Raw genomic sequence first — 17,449 nt, forward strand, 5'->3', positions numbered from 1 at the left:
GGTGCCGACCAGGAAGGACCCGCGGATGACGATCGGTCTCGAAGGCGGAGCCACCCTTGCGGCAACAGGCATCGTGGACGTCGCCTCGGAGCGTTCGCGCACCGTGGGATCGGCCGGTCGCCACTACTTCAACGCGGCCGGGGCCGGACTGATGAGCGACGACGTGGTCGAGGCCATGGTGACGCATCTTCGTCTCGAGCAACGGGTCGGCGGCTACGAGGCTGCGACCCGCCGGGCCGACGATCTGGCCGATGTCTACGAGGCCGCGGCGACGCTCCTGGGGGCCTCGGCCCACGAGATCGCGTGCTTCGACAGCGCGACGACTGCTCTGAGGTCACTGTTCGACGCCCTGCGGCTGGAAGAGGGCGACACGGTCATCGCTCCGCGTTCCAGCTATGTGAGTCAGGCTCTGCGGCTGCTCGCCCTCAAGCGCTACAGCGGCGTGAAACTCGAGGTCATTCCGACAGATGCGACGGGTGCGATGGATCTGCAGGCGCTCGACGACGCCCTGGCCGCCGCGCCCGGACGCTCGGTGATCAGCGCCGTGCACATTCCCACCTCGTCGGGACTCGTCGAGCCGGTGGCGCAGATCAGCGCGCTGGGTCGTCGGTTCGGCGCCATCACCGTTCTCGATGCCACCCAGTCGGTCGGGCATCTCGATATCGACGTGAGCGCACTCGACATCGACGCTCTCGTCACGACCGGACGCAAGTACCTTCGCGGGCCGAGAGGAACAGGGCTGGCTTATGTGCGTTCGGGCATGCTCGACGGACTGGGTGGCTGGGCCCCCGACGTGCGAGGCTCGGTCTGGACCAGCGCGGAGGAGTGGACCATGGATGCAGGCGCGCGCCAGCTCGAGACGTGGGAATCGTCTGTGGCCGCCCGCCTCGGCCTGGGTGTCGCGTTGAACGAGGCGCTCGCCCGCGGTCAGGCCGCGACAGAAGCTCACCTCGTCGGCTTCGGCGCTCGACTCCGCGAGGGACTCGCGGCCATCGACGGCGTCGAGCTCGCCGATCCGCCCGCCTCGCCGTCTGGACTCGTCACCTTCACCGTGCGCGGCATCGCGGGCAAACAGGTCAGCACTCTTTTGCGCGAGGCCCGCATCGACTCCATCGCGGTTCCCGCCAGCCACGCCCAATGGGATCTCGGCGCTCGCGGCATCGCCAGCGTCGTGCGCGTCTCCCCCCACGTGTACAACGACGACGCCGACGCCGCGGCGCTGCTCGAGCGCGTCGCAGACATCGCCCGCGCCGGGGGTGTTCGATGACCGTTCGCGACGCGGTCGTGCTCGGCCTCGGCATCCATGGCTCCGCATCCGTGCTCGAGCTCGCGAATCGCGGTCTCGATGTGGTGGGCGTCGAGCAGTTCGGTGCGGCGCACTCGCGCGGGTCGTCGCACGGCGCGACCCGCATGATCCGACGCGCCTACCCGCATCCGGTCTGGAACGCCCTCGTCGAGCGCGCGTATCTCGGCTGGGATCGCTGGGCTCTCGCCGCCGGGCGGTCATTCGTGGAGACGACCGGCGGCCTGTACGCGCACCGCGGTGCGCAGTCGCTGCAGGGCGGTCGCAGCGCGCCGGTGGAGCCGGGAGATCTCGTCGACGTCGCCCCCTCGTTCCGGCCGCCGACCGACCACGGCGTGGTCCATGACCCCGACGCGGGTGTCATCGACGCGGCGGGTGCTCTCGCCTACGCCCACAGCGCGGCGCGTGCGAGGGGAGCCGAACTGCGCTTCGACGAGGCAGTGGAAGGCTGGACGATCGACGACGGCATCGTGACCGTGCACACCTCGTCGGGCACGATCCGAACCCGTCGACTCGTTCTCGCCGGGGGTGCATGGGCATCGAGACTCGTGCCGAGCGCTGCGCGCTTCTTCGAGGTGTGGCGCATCGTCACCCTCACCGTTCCCGCGGGTCAGGCCGTCGCCCAGCCTCCCGCCCTCGGGTGTTTCTCGGTAGATCTGCCGGAGGGACTCGTGTTCGGCCTGCCCGAGGCATCCGGTTCAGGGGCCAAGGTCGGCATCGACGCGGGCCCGGTCTGGGACCCGGATGTGCCGGTCGCAGCGCCCACGGAGGCCGAGACGCTGCACCTCGCCGGCCTACTGCGATCGTACGTGCCGGGCATCGACACCACCGGAGGCGAGGCCGTCGCTTGTCTCTACACGATGACGCCCGACAAGCGCTTCGTCGTCGGAGCGCTGCCGGGGTCGCCCGAGATTCTCATCGCGGCGGCCTGCTCCGGCCACGGATTCAAGTTCGGCCCGGCTATCGGCGAGGCTGTCGCCGACCTGGTCACCCAGGTCGCGCGACCCGATCTCGACTTCCTCAGCCCAGCCCGCATGGAGGCTCTCGTATGACATCGATGCCCGAGCATCAGCCCGCCCGACGCATCGCCGTGGCCGCCCCGCACCCGGCCGCGCTCGACGCGGCATCCGAGGCGATCGCGGCGGGAGGCAACGCGATCGACGCGGCCCTCGCCGCCGCCGCCATGCTCACGGTCGTCTATCCGCACCAGTGCTCTATCGGCGGTGATCTCGTGGCGCTCGTGCGGCGCCCCGGCCTCGGTGTGACCTCGGTGGTCTCGGTGGGTGCGGCTCCCGCCGCCGTCGACGTTGCCGCTCTTGCCCGCGAAGAACGGATGCCCAAACAGGGTGCGCAGACCGTCACCGTTCCCGGGGTGGTCGCCGGATGGCGGGCTCTCGATGGGCTCGGCTCGCGGCTGGGCCTTGCGGCTCCGCTTCGTTCCGCCGCCCGCCGCGCAGAAGAGGGCTTCGCCGTCTCTGCCGGCCTGGCGCGTGCCATCGCGATCCGCACCTACGAGCTGCTGGCCGACGAGGGCATGCGCGGAGTCTTCGGTACGCCAGACGGCGGCCTCGTGGTCGAGGGCGATCGCATCGTGCAGCCGGCGCTCGCGGCAACCCTGCAACAGCTCGCGGTCGATCCCGGCGCCATGTACAGCGGAAGCGTCGGCGCATCGATCGCAGCGCGACTGCGTGCCCTCGGAGGTGCACACAGCGAAGACGACTTTGCGGCCCACGAGGCGGAACTGCTCGAACCCGTCGAGGCGGCGACGGGCGGTGTGCGCTGGTGGGTGGCCCCGCCGCCCACTCAAGGGATCGTTCTCCTCGGCATCCTTCCCGAGGCGCTCGGCGGCGATGTCGCCGAGCTCGTGGCCTCCGTGCACGACGCCGCCCTGGTTCGGCAGTCGCAGCTCGGAGACCCGCGCGGTGGCCCTATCGACGTCGACGCCATGCTGGCCCCGCGCGAGCATCGGCAGACGGGATCGCTTCCTCGGGCCGGGCGAGCGCTGGGCGATACGGTGGCCGTCACGGCCGCAGACAGCGACGGAACCGTCGTGACCCTCATTCAGAGCGTGTATCAGCTCTTCGGTTCGGGCATCCTCGACCCGGCCACAGGCGTGGTGCTGCACAATCGGGGCTCGGCGTTCAGCACCGACCCCGCGCATCCCGGCCGGATCGGACCCGGTCTCAGGCCACCACACACACTGCTGCCGGTGATCGCCGAAACCGACGACCTCGTGCTGGGACTCGGCTGCCAGGGAGGCAGCGCTCAGCCCTGGATCCTCGCGCAGGTCGTTGCAGAGCTCCTCGACTCTTCCGCCGATCCGGCCGCAACCCTCGGCAGATCGCGCTTCGTCATCGGTGCCCGCGACCTGGGATACGAGGTGATGACTCTCGTCGCGGAGCCCGGACTGCCCGCGGCGGAGGCGGCCGCGGGTGCCCGGGGACTGCCCGTCGTCACCACCCAGGGTCGGATCGACGACGCCGGCCATGTTCAGGCCGTGCGCCTGCAAGCGGACGGGCGCCTCGATGCCGCGAGCGATCCACGCGCCGACGGGCGTGCCACCGTCTTCGACGCTCTCTGAACCAAACAACCTTACGACCCGAAGGAAGCCATGAACAGCTCCGCTCACGTTCTCGACCCCCTTTCCTCTGCCGAGATCGCCTCGTTCGTCGCGGCCGTTCGTGCCAGCGACCGCATCGGCGAGCGCCCTCGATTCTGGGGCATCTCGCTCGACGAGGAGAAGGCGAAGGCTCTCAAGCCCGGCGAGGCGAGACCCGTGCGCCTCGTCGTGATGAACCCCGACGCGCACGCATCCTGGGAGGTGCGCGGCTGGACGGCGGGACCGAGCAGCGAAGCGATCGTCGAAGTGTGGTCCGACGTCGATCACCGACGGCCCGGAGTCTCGAGCGACGAGGCCCGCCTGATCGCCCGGGCGGCGCTCGGTTCGCCGCTACTCGTCGAGGCGCTCGCGAAGCGCGGCATCACAGACACCTCGCTGGTGTGGGTCGACCCCGAGTCGATCACCGGCTTCGTGCCCGACGACCTCGCAGAGCGCAGACTGAGCTGGGGCACCGTCTGGTACCGCGAATTCGCGGAAGACAACGGTTACGCCCGACCGGTGGCAGGGCTCGTGCCCATTCTCGACCTCGACACCCTCGAGGTGATCCGCATCGAGGATCACGGCGTGATTCCGATCAACAGCGAGACCGGCGTGTACACCTCGGGTACCTGGGGGCCCGACCGCACGGTGGCCCCGCTCGACATCGTTCAGCCGGAGGGACCGGGTTTCTCGATCGAGGGCCGCAAGGTCACGTGGCAGAACTGGTCGTTCCGCGTGGGATTCAGTCATCGCGAGGGGCTCGTGCTGCACGACGTGAGCTACCGAGACGGCGATGTCGAACGGCCCGTTCTCGACCGGGCGGCGGTCAACGAGATGTACGTGCCCTACCTCGACAGCGACCCGACCGCCTATCGCAAGAACTTCTTCGACTGGGGCGAGTACGGGGCAGGGCCGCTCACGGCGAGCCTCGAGCTCGGCTGTGACTGCCTCGGCGAGATCAGATACTTCGATGTGGAGTACCTCGACGGCAACGGCGATCCGCAGACGATCGTCAATGGCATCTGCATCCACGAGGAGGACGACTCGATTCTCTGGAAGCACGTGAACACCCGCACCGGCAGCGCCGAGGTTCGCCGTAGCCGCCGACTGGTCATCTCGAGCTTCGCCACCGTGGCCAACTACGACTACGGCTTCTACTGGTCGCTCTATCAAGACGGATCCATCGAACTCGAGGTCAAGCTCACCGGCCTGATGTCGGTGTCGGGCATCGCCGACGGCGAGCGACCACGCTTCGGTCGCATGGTCGCGCCGAACGTGCAGGCGCCCACGCACCAGCACTACTTCGCGGTGCGCCTCGACATGGCGATCGACGGTGCCCGGAATCGCCTCGTTGAGGTGCACGCGGAACCCGAGCCCGACGAGACGCTCAATCCGTGGGGCAACGCCTGCATCGCCGTCGAGACGCCGATCTCCTCCGAGGCGCTCGGCGCCCGCCGAGCAGACCCCTCGAAGGCCCTGCACTGGAGGGTCGAGAGCGAATCCGCGCTCAATCGCTACGGCGACAGCACCGCATACCGCCTAGCCATCCAGAACACCGCTCAGTTGTACGCTCGCCCCGGCAGCGTCGTCGAGCGCAAGGCACCGTTCGTGGCTCAGCACCTGTGGGCCAGCGCCTTCGATCCCGAGCAGCGCTACATCGCCGGCGAATACCCCAACCAGGGCGAGCTCGGCGACGATGGCGTGCACGTGTGGCAGCGGGCCGACCGCTCGCTCGAGAACGAGCGGCTCGTGCTCTGGCCCGTGCTGGGAGTGCACCACTTTCCTCGGCCCGAGCAGTGGCCGATCATGCCGGTCGACCGCATCAGCCTGCGGCTCGAGCCCGATGGCTTTTTCGACCGCAATCCCTCACTCGACGTTCCTCCGTCTGCCGACTCCGATCACTGCGCCGCACCCTCGGCCGGCGGCGGCGGTCATGCGGATCATGCCCACCACGGAGCGCACGGCGGCACGGAGCACGCCGAGCAGCAACACGACCACGAGGGCGGCCGCTGATGCAGAATCTCGCCGACTGGAGTGCCGTGAGGCTCGCCGGCGCGATCGCCGACGGAGAGGTGTCGGCCGTCGAGGTCATGCGGGCGCATCTGGATCGCATCGAGGAGCGCAACCCCGCCATCCGGGCCGTCGTCTCGCAGCAGCCCGACAGCGTGTCGCTTGCCGCCGCCGAAGCCGCTGATCGGCGAACGGCCGAGGCGAAGGCCGAGGGCGCGTCGCTGCCGCCGCTGCACGGCCTGCCGACCGCGGTGAAAGACCTGATGGATGTCGCCGGCTTCCCGACGACCAACGGCTCCGCCGCGTTCGCCGACGCGCCTCCCGCAGCCCACGACAGCGTTCTCGCGACGCTGCTTCGTGAAGCCGGGGCACTCGTGATCGGCAAGACGAACACCCCGGAGATGGGACAGGGCGTGCTGACGTTCAACCCGGTCTTCGGCACGACGGTCAATCCGTGGGATCACTCGCGGCACGCGGGAGGCTCGAGCGGAGGAGCGGCCGCGGCCCTGTCGGCCCGCATGCTGCCTATCGCAGACGGCTCCGACAGCGGGGGCAGCCTGCGCTATCCGGCAGCATTCTGCAACGTGGTCGGCGTGCGGCCCAGCCCGGGGCGCGTCGCCAGCGGTCGCACCGGCAACGCGTGGACCCCGCACGGCGTCACCGGGCCGATGGCCAGGGATTCGGCTGATGCCGCGCTTTTTCTCGGCGCCCTCGCTGTCGAGAAGTCGGTCTGGCCGCTCTCCGCCCTGCCGAGTCATCCGGTGACCCCCGTGACCGTAGATGGCTTGCGCATCGCCTGGAGCGCCGACGCGGGCGGCCTGCCGATCGACGCGGAGGTCGCCGCCGTGCACGCCGCGTTCGCCGAGCAGCTCGCGGGTCTCGGCGCGACTGTCGAATCTGCCGAACCCGACTTCTCGGGCGCCGACGAGGCGTGGGAGACGATCGAGACCTTCGAGTTCTTTCTCGGCGGCCGTCACGCGGTCGATGCCGGCGCCACGGGGTTCCGCCCCGACTATCTCCGCAATGTCGAGCAGGGTCGTGCCATGACCGCCACCCAGCTGGCCGACGCCTACGAGCGACGCACGCGGCTCTTTCGAGACACCGCCGCTGTGCTCGACCGCTACGACGTGCTGATCCTTCCGGCGACGCCGGTCGCAGCACCGGATGCCGGGCTCGAGTGGGTGCAGACGGTCGACGGCCATCACTTCGATCGCTACTTCACCTGGCAGATGCTCGCCAACAGGCTGACGCTCGCGGCGCATCCCGTCGTGGTGACCTCGGCCGGATTCACGGGTGACGGGCTACCCGTCGGCGTTCAGGTTGTGGGTCGACACGGCCGCGAGGCGCAGCTGCTCGAGGTCACCCGCGCCATCGAAGAGGCGACGGGCTGGATCTTCCGGGCGCCGTCGTTCTGAGACCGGTCGCCGTGCTCAGTCAGTGGGTTGCTCAGGCGCGCCCGTACTCAGCCCGTGAAGACCGTCGACGACCGTCGCTCGTACCAGTGAGCGAGGTGTTCGCCGGCGCGCAGAACGTGGGCGCGCATCAGGTCGGCCGCCCGATTCGCGTCGCCGGCTGCGAAGGCCTCGAGGATCTCCTCGTGCTCGCGGAAGTTCTCTTCGCGATGGCGCGAGCTGTCTTTGAGTACGAGCGCCGAGACGTTGCGGGGAAAGGCATCGTTGATCTCGCCGAGCATCCGGCTCAGGCGCGTGTTCCCCGAGGCCTCGTAGATTCGACCGTGGAACTGGTCGTTGTCGGTGCCGTCGCGCTCGGTCGCTGTGCCCGCGGCGACCGCGAGAGAGCGCTCGTACATCGCCGTGTTGATGCTGCGGAGCTCGGCGATCGTCGTGTCGTCGAGTCGATCCACCGCGCGGCGTGCGGCAAGGGACTCGAGCTCGGCGCGCACCTCGTAGGCCTCGCGCACCTCCCACGGAACGGGCACGCGCACGACCGCGCCTCGGTTAGGTACGACCTCGATCAGGCCGCCGGTCTGCAGCTGACGCAGGGCTTCGCGAACCGGGGTACGGCTGATGCCGAACTGTGCGGCGAGCTCGGCCTGGCGAAGGGGTGCCCCGATCGGGATCTCGCCCGACATGATCTTGGCGCGGATGCGCGCAGCCAGGTCGTCGACGAGTGCGTTGCCATCGGTCTCGGGCACGTAGTGACCTCTCTGATCCGTCGAGCGGGGCCGACCGGCGGTTACCGCAGCCAGCCTGTGATTGGATCCAATTATGCTGCCTCCTGAGCCGATCCCGTCACGGCGGCCTCGCCGAGTTCTGGATTCGCGATGAACGCGCTCGTCGTCGTGATGATCGTCGCAGCCACCGCATCGGTGGTGCTGTCGATCGTGGGCCGGGGTCACGGCGGTCGCATCGGCCCGGTGTTCGAGGGTGTGATGCTGCTGGCGATGGTGGACGTGCATGTTCCGGGACTCGCCGTCGTTCCCGCGCCGCTGTGGAGCGTGCTGCTGACGGCGTGCGCCATCGGGGGAGCGTTCGCGGGCAGGCTGCGCGCGGTTCCTGGCGCTCGCCCGGCGATCGTGCTCCGTCACTCCGCGGGCCTGCTCGTCGCCGCCCTGCTGGTTTTGGTGGCCGGCACGACGAGCGGCCGGGACTCGGCGCTCGCGGCACCGGCCGCATCCGGCATCGCGCACGCGCACGGCGCCCTGTCGTCATCGTTTCTCGTGGCGTTGGTGGCGGTTGCCGTGACCGGTTACGCGATCGGAGTGGTCGCCGTGGTGCTGCACCGCCGCCCGGCCCGCGTCGAGACGGCTCGCTGTTTCTCGTCGTTGCTCGGACTCGTGGCCATGGCCGGCATGCTGGCGGTACCCGCGCTGCAGTGACCGGAAGTCTGTGCTGAATGTGCAGACGGATTCAAGATTGGATCCAATTGTGCTTGAATGGGATGAAATCTTCGCGGGTCCGTGATTCCGCACCAAGCACAGGGAGACGTCGCATGATCATCGATGCCTACAACACCACCCAGGACCGTCGTGGTCGCAGCGACTACCTCAGCGGCGTGCGGCCGGGCGAGGAGCCGCCGGCCTACACGCCGTTCGACGCGCGGCGCATCCTCGACCGCATGGATGCCGCCGGCGTCGACAAGGCGATGGTGTGCTCGCTGGCCCAGGGCATCGAGAACGACTTCTTGATGGAGCTTGTCGCCGCGCACCCCGATCGCCTCTTCGGCTTCGGGCAGGTCATGCCGCAGTGGGAGAACGCGACCGAGGAGATCCGGCGATTCGCGGACGGAGGTCTCGTGGGCCTGAAGCTGCACCCGAGTCTGCACGGCTACCACGTGGCCGACCACGGCCTTCTCGATCCGCTGTTCGCGGTGTGCGAGGAGCTCGGTCTGCCCGTGCTCATCAACGCCCTCGATGACGCATTCTGCGCGCCGTTCGCCATCGAGGAGATCGCCAAGGGATTCCCCGGAGTGCCCACGATCATCGCCCACATGGGTGCCGTGTGGAACGTGCCGGAGGCGATCATCGTCGCCGAGCGCAATCCACACATCTACCTCGAGACGAGCGCCACCCTGATGTCTGACGTCAAGCGCGCCTACGCGCGACTCGGCGCCGAGAAGATCCTGCTCGGCTCCGAGTGGCCGGGCAGCGACTTCGATCTTGAGCGCATGAAGATCGCCAAGGCCGTGCCAGATGAGGCGGATCGTGCTCTCATCGAGGGCGGCAATATGGCTCGGATCATGGGCTGGTCGTGACCGATTCGTCGAGACCTCTTCTCGACGGCCCACCCGTCGGTATGTCTCCCGACGATCGTGAGCTGCTCGATACAGCACTCGATCTGCTGGAAGCGCGCTACCTCGTGGGCGTGCACGAGGTCGCTGCCGCCCTGCGGCTCGCCGACGGGAGCGTGGTGACCGGCCTGCACGTCGAGGCGAGCGCCGGTCGAGCCTCCATCTGTGCCGAGTCGGCTGCGCTGAGTGCGGCTGCGATCGCGGGGTCACCCGTCGTGTCGATCGTGGGCGTGCTGCGCAGGCCCACGGGCACCCTGCACATCATCGAGCCCTGCGGTGTGTGCGCAGAACTGCTGGCGGATCACGCTCCCGACGCCAGCGTGTGGGTCGCCGTGGGTGACGCATTCGCCCCGGTCGGCGTGGGGGAGCTGCTTCCCTTCCGCCGCCGCCGCACGGGGCGGCAGTCGCCGCCGCAAGATTTTACGTCGCCGTAACGGCGCCGACCCGTGCCTGAGCGGTCGAGATCCGACACTTTTCTGGGCGCAGAAAGGATCCACCATGATGGCCGTCTCAGGCAATGCAGTACTCGTCGTCGTCGACATCCAGGGCGGCAGCGCATCCACCCTGCCGACGCCCGGCATCCCGGTCATGAGCGGTCGGGCCGAGCGTGGGCCGCGGGTGCGTGAGCTCATTCGACACTGCCGCGAGGCGGGCGTGCCGGTGGTGTTCATTCAAGAGGTGCACAAGCGCGACCTCATCGACATCGGCCGAGAGCTCGACGGGGCCGAGGGCCCGCACTGTCTCGAGGGCGACGACGCGACCGAGCTCGCGTCGTGGCTCGAGCCGCGGCCCGAGGAGTTCGTCGTGAAGAAGCGCCGCTACTCCGCCTTCTTCGGAACAGAGCTCGAGATCATTCTGAAGGCTTACAAGGCCGAGACGGTGATGCTGGTCGGCGGCCTGACCGACATCTGCATCCACTACACGGCCGCGGATGCGCATCAGCACGACTATGTCGTGCGCGTGCTCACCGACTGCGTCGCCGGGTCGAGCGAGCGGGCGCACGATGCAGCCCTCGAGTCGATCGCGTATCTGCAGCGAGACGCTCTCGTCACGGCCGCCGACGTGCACGCGTGGCTCGACGACCGGGAGCGCGTCAGTGCTTAGCGGCGCCGATACTCGCCTGATCGTCGGCTCCATCCGAACGATGGACGACGACCGCCCAGAGGCGGAGGCCATGCTCGTGCTCGGCGAGCGCATCGTGGCGCTCGGCGCTCTCGATGAGCTGCGGGCTGTGACTCCCGACGGCGTCGTCGAAGAGCGCTTCGACGGTGTGATCGTGCCCGGCTTCATCGACGCGCACTCCCATATGCAGCGGGCCGGGTTGAAGGCGCTGCAGCTGCTCGACGATGGCGCGGATGCCGAGACCTTCTCGGCGGTGATGCTCGCCGACGGCGATGCAGATCCGGATGCTCCGGATTGGCTCGGCGACACGCCTCCCCGTCTCGATGACAGGCTCGCAGCGCTGAGCCGGGTGCAACCGCTTCTGCACGCCATGGGGTTCACCGGCGTGATCGATCCCGCCGTCACCCTCGACGAGCTCGCCGGCTACCGCGAGGCGCATCGGCTGTCGCAGCTGACTCTGCGCGTCGTCGCGATGCCGTGGCCTCAGCTCGGGTCGCCTCACGTGCCCGACATCGATGCTGCACTTCGGCTGCTCGACACGATCGAGGGCGTCACGGGCGACGGCGACGACCGCCTGCGGCTCGGCCCGATCAAGGTCTACTACGACGGCGAAGGAATGAAGGGGCAGGCGTTGCTCGAACGGCCGTGGTCGAGCGACGACCACGGGGTGCAACGCCTCTCAGCAGACGAGTTCGCCCGCCTTGCCGCCTCGTGCGTCGAGCGGGGCTGGGGCCTCGGGGTGCACGCGGTCGGGAGCCGCGCGGTCGAGCAGGTCCTCGACGGCCTCGACGCTGCAGCGCCCGCCTCTGTTCTCGGTCCGCTGCGCTGCCAGCTCATCCACGCGTACCTCGAGCCGAGCCCCGAGAGCATGCGGCGGTCGGCCGCGCTCGGCGTGATCGCGTCGCTGCAGCCATCCATCGCCTGGAACAACGCCGCGGGTCTGATGCGTCGCCTCGGTGATCGAGCCGTGCCGGTCAATCCCCTGCGCGACTGGCTCGACGCCGGCGCGACCCTCGCCCTGGGCTCCGACGCGCCCTACTTTCCCTTCGACCCGCGTCAGGTCGTCGGTGTCGCGGCAGAGCGTCGGATGCGCGGCATCGCCGAGCCGGTCGGCCTCGAGCAGGCGATCACCGTTCTCGAGGCGGTTCGGGCGTACACGCGCGGCGCGGCGTACGCCGCCTTCGCGGAGAACAGCCGCGGGATGCTGCGCGCCGGCTTTCTCGCCGACTGGGTGCTGCTCGACGTCGACCCGACGAGCTGCACCTCTGCAGAGTTCGCGGCCGCGCGGGTGCTGCGTACCGAAGTGGGCGGTGTATCGGTGTTCGACGCCGTCACGACGAATAGAAATGCTCAGGATTTGTAATCCCCTCGAAACATAATTGGATGCGTATCGCACTAGATTGGATCCAAGTTGACCCGCTGGGTGGCGTTACAGCGTCGGCACACGACGCGTCCACGGCCGCAACCACACAATCTGCACCCGACGCACCACAGACATCCTTTGGAGGACAGCACCATGGTTAGGAAGAGAATGATCGCCGGCGTCGCGCTGGCGGCTGCGGTGGGCCTTGCGCTCAGCGCCTGCTCCACAGGCGCGCCCGAGGCCGCCTCCGGCACGACCGACACGATCAATGCCGAGCTCTGGTACGCCCCCGCGACGTTCGACCCCGCCAAGGCCTCCGCCTCCTCCGATGTCACGGTCGCACGACTCGGCTTCGACACCCTGCTGCGCCAAGGCGAGACCGAGGGGTACGTGGGAGGGCTCGCGACGGACTGGTCGTCGACATCGGCTTCCGACTACACCTTCACCATCCGTAACGACGCCACCTGCTCCGACGGCACCGCCATCACGCCGACGGTCGTCGCCAACTCGTTCTCGTATCTGGTCGGCCTCGACGACTCGGGCGCTCAGACCTGGAAGAACCAGGCTTTCGGCTCGGGCACGCCCACGTTCACGCCGGACGACGCGGCCGGAACTCTCTCGATCTCGCTCAGCGCCCCGTACTCGCAGCTGTTCGGTGGACTCACCCGGCCCGGCTCCGGCATCATCTGCCCCGCCGGTATCGCCGACCCCGAGGGCCTCGCCGCGGGCACCGTCGCCGGCGCGTGGTCTGGCCCGTACACGCTGACGAAATCGGAAGCCGGAAAGAGCGTGCAGTACGCGCTTCGCGACGACTACAAGGTCTGGCCCGACTGGAAGAACGTCGAGGGCACGCCCGCAAAGACGATCAACCTGACCGTTCAGGCCGACTCCAACACGAGCGCCAACCTGCTCGAGTCGGGAGGCGTCGACCTCGCGAGGTTCTATGACGCCAACGCTCAGCGTTTCGAGGGTGACGGATACTCCACGGTCACCTTCGCGAGCTCGGCCTACAACCTGGTGTTCAACCAGGCTCCGGGCGCGGGCTCGGTCTTCGAGGGAAACAAAGACCTGCGCGCCGCAGTTGCTCAGGCGATCGACCGCGAGGGTTTCAACTCCGCCGGCCTCGACGGCCTCGGTGTCGAGCAGAACACCGTGAGCGCGGCGAGCTACCGCTGTGCGCTCGATGACTCCTCGCTCGTTCAGAAGTACGACCCCGCGGCCGCGGCGAAGGTACTGAACGGCAAGACCATCCGACTGCTTATGATGTCGAACTGGGATCCGGCGGGCGACTTCCTCGCCGAGTCGCTTCGTGCGGCCGGTGCCACGGTCACGGTCTCGGCGCCAGACCCCGCCGACTGGACCAAGCAGATGCGTACTCAGCCCGAGACGTGGGACATGGCTATCGCCGCCGAGAACGCTGAGTCGGGCCTCATCCACACCTCCATCGCCCGCTACCTCGGACCGACGTACGCGCAGGGCGGCACCAATGTGGCCTCGAGTGACAACCCCGAGGGCATGGCCGACTACGAGGCCGGAATGAACGCGACCGACCCCGACGAGCAGTGCGCCAACTTCGAGGCAGCCCAGAAGACGATTCTCGAACGCGTCGACATGACCCCGCTGATCACCGACACCCACCGCTACGTGGCCCGCAAGGGATTCGCCTCGTACGTCTTCTCGGGCTACTGGGACATCTCGGCCATGCGCATCGTGTCGTAACGAGTCGACGCACCGCCCGGACCGGAACACTTGAGGAGAACACGCGATGAGCACCACGACCGCTGACAGCTTCGCGGCGCCCGGTCCGGGCACCCCTGAATCAACCCGCCCCGTGAAGGCGGCGACCCTCGCCGGCGCGTGGCGCACATTCCTCGTGCGCCGCGTTGTCGGCCTCATAGTGAACCTGGCCCTGCTGGTGCTGGTCACCTTCTTGATCGTGCAGCTGATTCCCGGAGACCCGGCCACGGCCATCGCCGGAGAGAGCGCAAGCCTCGGCCAGGTCGAGCTCGTGCGTACCCAGCTCGGTCTCGATCAGCCGCTGCCCGTTCAGCTCTGGACCTATGTCTCGGGAGTGGTGCAGGGCGACTTCGGCGATTCGTACCGCTACCGGCAGCCCGCGATGGACATCGTGATGACGGCGGTGCCCTACACGCTCACGATCACCATCGCGGCCGTCGTGCTGCTGCTTGTACTCGGCATCGCGCTCGGCATGGCCATCGGCGTGGCGACGCGGGGCGATCGTCGGCGCTGGCTCGATCTCTCGTTCAGCGTGGTCACCGGAATCATCTCGTCGATTCCCACCTATGTTCTCGCCACCGGGTTCGTCGTCGTGTTCGCGGTGCTCTGGCGGGTGCTGCCTCCGGCGTACTCGCCCGCGTACAACATCGGCGCGGCGGCCATCCTGCCCATCGCCTCGCTCTCGATCGGCGGAATCTGCTCGGTCGCGCGAATCGTGCGTCGCGAGACGGCGGTGATCCTCGAGCAGGACTACATGCGCACGGCCCGAGGGTGGCGACTGCCGACGCTCACTCTGTATGTGAAGCACATGCTGCCGAACCTCCTGACGACGGCACTCACGCTCTCGGGCATCATCTTGACGGCGCTGCTCGGATCAGCCCTCATCACCGAGGCGGTCTTCGCCTGGCCGGGACTCGGCGGCGTGATCGTGCAGGCCATCGCTGTCGACAAGGACTATCCGGTCATCAGGGCAGCGGTTTTCGTGATCGGCCTGATCTCGCTGGTGATGACGCTCATCATCGACATCATCCTCGGCATCATCGACCCTCGAACACTCGGAGGAAAGCGTGACTGAGTCGAACCCCGCAGCGGCGGTGCGTGTCGCAGAGGCGCCCGCCGATCGGGCGCGCACCTTCGCCTGGAACCCCGGCCTCGTCATCGGCCTCGTCATTCTCGTGGTCGTAGCGCTGACCGCGATCATCGCTCCACTCGTCTTCGGCGCGCAGGCCACCGGCGTGGGCAGCGATCCCGGGCAGAGCGCCAGTGCAGCCCATCCGCTCGGAACGGACACGCTCGGTCGCGACATGCTCGCCCGCACGCTCGTGGCGACCCAGTCGACCGTGCTGATGGCACTCTTCGCCACGGCGCTGTCGTCGGTCGTGGGAATCGCTCTGGGAATCGGCGTGTGGCTGGCGCCGCGCCGCCTTCGCGAGCTCGGCCTGCGGTTGATCGAGTTCGCCGTGAGCTACCCCACGATGCTGGTCGCGATCATCGTCGCGGCGATCCTCGGCCAGGGCGTCGTGCAGGTCGTGGTCGCGGTCGCCGTGGCGAATATCGCCGGATTCGCGCGGCTCACTGCCAATCTCGCTGCCAAGATCTCGGCGAGCGAGTACGTCACCACCGCACGCCTCATGGGGGTGCCGGTGCATCGCCTCGCACTGCGTCACGTGCTTCCGAACATGGCGGAGCCCATCCTGATTCTCATTGCCGGGGCATTCTCGGGCGCCCTCGTCGAAATCTCGGGACTCTCGTTCATCGGTCTCGGCGCGCAGAGCCCGGCCTTTGACTGGGGAACCCTGCTCAACGACGGGCTGAGCAGAATCGCGGTGAACCCCATCGTGATCGTGGGTCCCGCGGTGGCCCTGACCTTCACGTCGCTGGCGGCGCTGATGGTGGGAGACGGCCTGGCTGCGGCGGCGAACCCGCGGTCGAACTCCACGCGAGCCCGCTTGGTGCGTGCCGAGGGCGAGCCCGCCCTCGTGGCGATCGAGGGCGACGACGTCGTGCTCATCGCCGACGGCATCACGGTCACGCACGGCTCCACCGGTCGCCCTCTGGTCTCCGATGTCTCGTTCACCATCCGTCGAGGCGAGGTGCTCGGCATCGTCGGCGAATCCGGATCGGGCAAATCCCTCACCGCGTCGGTCGTCGCGCGTCTGCTCGGAGAGGGGCTCGAGGCATCCGCCCGACGCCTCGAGCTCGGCGGCACCGACCTGATCGGCCGCGTCTCGGGCCGCACCCTCGCGTCGAAGATCGGGCTCGTGTACCAAGACCCCGGCACGGCCTTGAACCCGGCTCTGGTGCTCGGTAGCCAGCTCTCCGACGTGCTCACGATTCGTCTCGGCTTTCCGCGACGGGGCGCGCTCGGCCTGCTCGCGCGTGCCTTCGAGGCCGTGAAGTTGAGCGATCCGGAGGGGCGTCTGCGGCAGCATCCGCATCAGCTCTCGGGCGGAATGAAGCAGCGCGCCATGATCGCGTCGGCCATGAGCACGAAGCCCGATCTTTTGATCGCCGACGAGCCGACCACCGCCCTCGACGTCACCGTGCAACGTGAGGTGCTGTCGCTGCTAAAGCGCATGAACGAGCAGTCGGGCACGGCGGTGCTGTTCATCTCGCACGACCTCGGCGTGGTGCGTGCTCTCTGCGACCGCGTGCTCGTGATGAAGGACGGCCGCATCGTCGAGCGTATCGACGACGTCGCCACACTCTCGGAGGACACCGTGGAACACCCTTATACCAAGCAGCTTCTTGCGGCGACGCCCGTGGTTGCCGTGCCGCGGGAGGCCCGGTCATGAGCGAGGTGATGGTCGACGTGCGCGGTCTCGACGTCTCGTTCGGCTCGGCGCGCGTGCTGCGCGGGGTCGACCTGCGCCTCGAGCGAGGCCGCACCGTGGGAGTCGTCGGAGAATCCGGCTCGGGCAAGTCGACGCTGGCGAAGGTTCTGGTGGGAACGGTGCGCGCGGCATCCGGAACCGCGACCGTCGACGGCGTCGATATCGTCGCGGCAGACCGCCGGGCCATGCGCGCGTATCGCCGGCGCACCCAGATGATTCCGCAGGACCCGTATTCGTCGCTGTCTCCGCGCCGCACGATCGCGCAGACGCTCGCCGAGGCGATCGACCCGGCGCGCGCAAGGGTCGCGAGGCACGAGCAGCTGATCGCCGAGTGGCTCGTGCGCGTGGGGCTGAGCGCCGACATGATGCACCGCTTTCCGCACGAGTTCTCTGGTGGCCAGCGCCAGCGCATAGCCATCGCGCGCGGGCTCATCATCGACCCGCATCTGGTGATCGCCGACGAGATCACCTCGGCGCTCGATGTGTCGGTGCAGGCGCAGATCCTCGATCTGCTCGCGGGCATCAAAGAGTCGCTCGGCGTGACGATGATGTTCATCTCGCACAACCTCGCGGTCGTGCAGCGGGTGAGCGACGACGTCGTGGTTCTCTATCAGGGCGAGGTCGTCGAGGCCGGGCCCGTCGAGCAGGTCTACTCCGACCCGCAGCACTGGTACACCCGCCGACTACTCGACGCCGATCCGGGCGCTCCCGGCTTCGGCCTGGCGAGCTGA

General features: G+C 68.5%; 15 protein-coding genes. 14 read left to right on the forward strand and 1 reads right to left on the reverse strand.

The window, feature by feature from the left end:
• Window positions 1-25: 25 nt before the first annotated feature.
• The 5 genes from CCK87_RS10085 to CCK87_RS10105 are packed head-to-tail and all read left to right on the forward strand — an operon-like array spanning window position 26 to window position 7,327.
• Window positions 26-1,267, forward strand: a complete 1,242-nt coding sequence (locus tag CCK87_RS10085; protein ID WP_170927235.1) for an aminotransferase class V-fold PLP-dependent enzyme — start codon at window positions 26-28, stop codon at window positions 1,265-1,267.
• Complete coding sequence (locus tag CCK87_RS10090) at window positions 1,264-2,355, forward strand: FAD-dependent oxidoreductase (RefSeq protein ID WP_170927236.1); 1,092 nt, start codon at window positions 1,264-1,266, stop codon at window positions 2,353-2,355. The genes CCK87_RS10085 and CCK87_RS10090 overlap by 4 nt, the downstream gene beginning before the upstream one ends.
• Window positions 2,352-3,884, forward strand: a complete 1,533-nt coding sequence (locus CCK87_RS10095) for a gamma-glutamyltransferase (RefSeq protein WP_212638209.1) — start codon at window positions 2,352-2,354, stop codon at window positions 3,882-3,884. Before CCK87_RS10090 ends, CCK87_RS10095 begins: the two co-directional genes overlap by 4 nt.
• A 30-nt stretch (window positions 3,885-3,914) precedes the next feature.
• A complete protein-coding gene (locus CCK87_RS10100; RefSeq protein WP_086461341.1) occupies window positions 3,915-5,915 on the forward strand; it encodes a primary-amine oxidase in 2,001 nt (666 codons plus the stop codon).
• Complete coding sequence (locus CCK87_RS10105) at window positions 5,915-7,327, forward strand: amidase family protein (protein ID WP_086461342.1); 1,413 nt, start codon at window positions 5,915-5,917, stop codon at window positions 7,325-7,327. Before CCK87_RS10100 ends, CCK87_RS10105 begins: the two co-directional genes overlap by 1 nt.
• A gap of 47 nt (window positions 7,328-7,374) precedes the next feature.
• On the opposite strand, the gene CCK87_RS10110 is transcribed toward CCK87_RS10105, so the two are convergent.
• Entirely contained in the window at window positions 7,375-8,067 is a 693-nt protein-coding gene (locus tag CCK87_RS10110) for a GntR family transcriptional regulator (RefSeq protein ID WP_212638210.1), read from the reverse strand.
• 129 nt (window positions 8,068-8,196) lie between these two features.
• Between CCK87_RS10110 and CCK87_RS10115 the strand changes: the two genes are divergently transcribed.
• The 9 genes from CCK87_RS10115 (at window position 8,197) to CCK87_RS10155 (ending at window position 17,449) form a co-directional block, all read left to right on the forward strand.
• Window positions 8,197-8,751 (forward strand): hypothetical protein, encoded by a 555-nt coding sequence (locus CCK87_RS10115; RefSeq protein ID WP_212638211.1) that lies wholly within the window; start codon window positions 8,197-8,199, stop codon window positions 8,749-8,751.
• A gap of 113 nt (window positions 8,752-8,864) precedes the next feature.
• Complete coding sequence (locus tag CCK87_RS10120; protein WP_086461345.1) at window positions 8,865-9,626, forward strand: amidohydrolase family protein; 762 nt, start codon at window positions 8,865-8,867, stop codon at window positions 9,624-9,626.
• Window positions 9,623-10,096 carry a hypothetical protein gene (locus tag CCK87_RS10125; RefSeq protein ID WP_086461346.1) on the forward strand — a complete coding sequence of 158 codons (474 nt, stop codon included), beginning with the start codon at window positions 9,623-9,625 and terminating at the stop codon, window positions 10,094-10,096. Before CCK87_RS10120 ends, CCK87_RS10125 begins: the two co-directional genes overlap by 4 nt.
• Before the next feature lie 64 nt (window positions 10,097-10,160).
• Window positions 10,161-10,766, forward strand: coding sequence for an isochorismatase family cysteine hydrolase (locus CCK87_RS10130; protein ID WP_086461347.1), 606 nt, complete (start codon window positions 10,161-10,163; stop codon window positions 10,764-10,766).
• A gap of 40 nt (window positions 10,767-10,806) precedes the next feature.
• Window positions 10,807-12,147: an amidohydrolase family protein gene (locus CCK87_RS10135; RefSeq protein ID WP_170927237.1), complete on the forward strand. Its 1,341-nt coding sequence runs from the start codon at window positions 10,807-10,809 to the stop codon at window positions 12,145-12,147.
• Between the two features lie 153 nt (window positions 12,148-12,300).
• The gene (locus CCK87_RS10140; RefSeq protein ID WP_086461349.1) at window positions 12,301-13,866 is read left to right on the forward strand and encodes an ABC transporter substrate-binding protein; all 1,566 of its coding nucleotides are present in this window, start codon (window positions 12,301-12,303) and stop codon (window positions 13,864-13,866) included.
• A gap of 46 nt (window positions 13,867-13,912) precedes the next feature.
• Window positions 13,913-14,959 carry an ABC transporter permease gene (locus CCK87_RS10145; RefSeq protein WP_086461350.1) on the forward strand — a complete coding sequence of 349 codons (1,047 nt, stop codon included), beginning with the start codon at window positions 13,913-13,915 and terminating at the stop codon, window positions 14,957-14,959.
• On the forward strand, window positions 14,952-16,679 hold the full coding sequence (locus CCK87_RS10150; RefSeq protein WP_249273837.1) for a dipeptide/oligopeptide/nickel ABC transporter permease/ATP-binding protein: 1,728 nt from the start codon (window positions 14,952-14,954) through the stop codon (window positions 16,677-16,679). The genes CCK87_RS10145 and CCK87_RS10150 overlap by 8 nt, the downstream gene beginning before the upstream one ends.
• Complete coding sequence (locus tag CCK87_RS10155; RefSeq protein WP_086461351.1) at window positions 16,676-17,449, forward strand: ATP-binding cassette domain-containing protein; 774 nt, start codon at window positions 16,676-16,678, stop codon at window positions 17,447-17,449. Before CCK87_RS10150 ends, CCK87_RS10155 begins: the two co-directional genes overlap by 4 nt.

The organism is Agreia sp. VKM Ac-1783, assembly GCF_900177765.1.
Lineage (GTDB): Bacteria > Actinomycetota > Actinomycetes > Actinomycetales > Microbacteriaceae > Agreia.